Source organism: Escherichia sp. AM3 (genome assembly GCF_032029835.1).
Taxonomy (GTDB): domain Bacteria; phylum Pseudomonadota; class Gammaproteobacteria; order Enterobacterales; family Enterobacteriaceae; genus Escherichia; species Escherichia coli.
On the sequence record NZ_JAVUPQ010000510.1, the window covers coordinates 1 to 595 of the forward strand.

2 protein-coding genes are annotated in these 595 nt (G+C 55.3%); both read right to left on the reverse strand.

Going from position 1 to position 595, the window contains the following annotated elements:
- On the reverse strand, positions 1–302 hold a 302-nt coding region (locus RTW80_RS26930), incomplete at its 3' end, for a DUF5710 domain-containing protein (RefSeq protein ID WP_241565396.1).
- Between the two features lie 89 nt (positions 303–391).
- A partial coding sequence (locus tag RTW80_RS26935) for a phospholipase D-like domain-containing protein (RefSeq protein WP_312721151.1) occupies positions 392–595 on the reverse strand: 204 nt, incomplete at its 5' end.

Here is a 595-nt window from a genome sequence, read left to right on the forward strand (position 1 = left end):
GTCGGGACACGGTGGATTTTCCCGTCCATGACCGGCAGTTCTTTCAGAACCAGTCCGGCATTCTCCAGAACCTGGGCAAACTCGGTGACCGGATCACTGCCGTTCATGGAGACGTCCTGTGGCCGGGGCAGCCAGCGGTCCAGCCTGGACAGGTCCGCCCCCGGGCGGGCGAACCAGAGTTTGTGCTCCTTGTCCCAGATGACGGGCGTGTGCCCGTTCATCGGGGGATGTGCTTTTTTGAGATCTTCTATTTCATCTGCAGGCACGGCAAGCCAGGTGCGGTAGCGGGATACAGACGGCATGAGTGCTTCTCCTGAAAAAAGACGGAAAAAAACCACCGCCGGAAGCCGGGGGTGGCTGGGGGGATAGAAAATCGGGGGAGAAATGTTTGTCAGGGTATCCAGTCTGTACCCTTATTCCAGCGATCCTGCCAGTGTTCAAGATATTGTGCGGCTACATCCGGCATATTCTTGAGCACAACGACATTCTCTGAATTCTTGCGTGCAGCAGCACGAGAGAAGTTATAGGAGCCAGTTTCAACTGTGTTTCCGTCAACAATGATGACTTTGTCGTGATGGATGGGGAAGGCATCTAC